Origin of the sequence: Petralouisia muris (assembly GCF_004793545.1) — a bacterium.
GTDB classification, from domain to species: Bacteria; Bacillota; Clostridia; order Lachnospirales; family Lachnospiraceae; genus Petralouisia; species Petralouisia muris.
This window is the reverse complement of the sequence record NZ_SRYA01000212.1, coordinates 1-1,304: the sequence shown is the minus strand read 5'-3', so window position 1 is coordinate 1,304 and position 1,304 is coordinate 1. Positions and strand designations below refer to the sequence as shown.

Genomic DNA, 1,304 nt, shown 5'->3' with positions numbered 1-1,304 from the left:
CCGTTACAAAAACCGTAAAATTATTTACATTCATTTTGCACACTTCAATCTATTAAAGTGCTTGAAACCATTGATTTTACTGGATTTGTGCAAAATGTTCATTTCATATGTAATGTTTTGAAGTTAAGCCCTTATAGGGAATTTACATTTACTTTGAACAAATTCACATTTCCAATTTTCTCTAGTCAAAAGGCAGCGGCTCTTGCCCCTCATACTCAACAAAATCTGTCTCCAATGTGTAGCCCTTTACAATATTTTTTACGGTCTTGCCCTCCACCGTTCCGCTGTTCGCAAATACACCCTTTGTTTTCAATTCCGCAAAGAAATTCGATTTGTTTTCACATCCAAAACCGTTATCATCACACCACTTCGTATAGGCTTCATAAACATCTTTTGCCTTGCTGTTCCCGCCAGTCTTAGTCAGACATTCGTTGATGAAATTTCCTACCTTGTCGCTGTCCGTCCTGTAAGTATCTGTAGCGGTCTGCACTGCTGCCGGGGGCTTCAATCCCTCTTTGCGGTATAACTGCAAGCCCTCAATGCACCAATTCAGGATGCCGGATAGTTCCTGCTTGTCCCTCAATCGGTTTTTTAGGTCTTTGTCCTGCTCCTGTGGCTCAAAATGTCGGTCAAAACTGATAACATTTATTCTGCCGGAACTGAAAACCGTATCATCTGTAATCGTTGGCAGATAATTTGTATTTATCACAAGTTTAAACTTAGGGATAAAACTAAATTCCCTTTGGTGTAAATGCCTTGCCGTAATACTGTCCCGGCCTAACAATGACTTTAATAATGCTGTGTCAAATAACATCCGTTTTGGCGGCTCACTGGCATTGCAGAACCTGCACCCTGCCAGCCGTGCTATATCTCCGCTTGCCTGTCTGCTGTCAAGATTTTGCTTTACTGCTAAACTCTCCGGCTTCATTGTCAAGGCATAGTCACCCAACAGATATATCAGTGTTTCACAAAACGTAGATTTTCCGTTTCGTGTGGTACTTCCATAAAGGATAAAACAAGTTTCCTGCTCTGTGTTCCCTGTCAACGAAAGCCCTGCTATCTTTTGGAGATACGATATTTTCTCCTTATCGTCCTGCATGATTTCCAAAAGAAATTTCTTCCATTCTTTGCAATCGGCAGCAGGCTCATATTCAGCATTGCATATCTTTGAAAGAAGCATATCGGGGCTATGGCTCAAAAATACAGGCTCATTCCCGGATAAATCCAGTGTGCCGTTCTGCACATTCAAAAGATAATCATTCACATCTAACTGCTCATTGCTGAAGAAATACACATCTTTGCTG

General features: G+C 41.2%; 1 protein-coding gene. It reads right to left on the bottom strand.

Features of this window, described 5'->3' with window-relative positions:
• Positions 1-181: 181 nt before the first annotated feature.
• A partial coding sequence (locus E5329_RS29110; RefSeq protein ID WP_135992575.1) for a DNA primase family protein occupies positions 182-1,304 on the bottom strand: 1,123 nt, incomplete at its 5' end.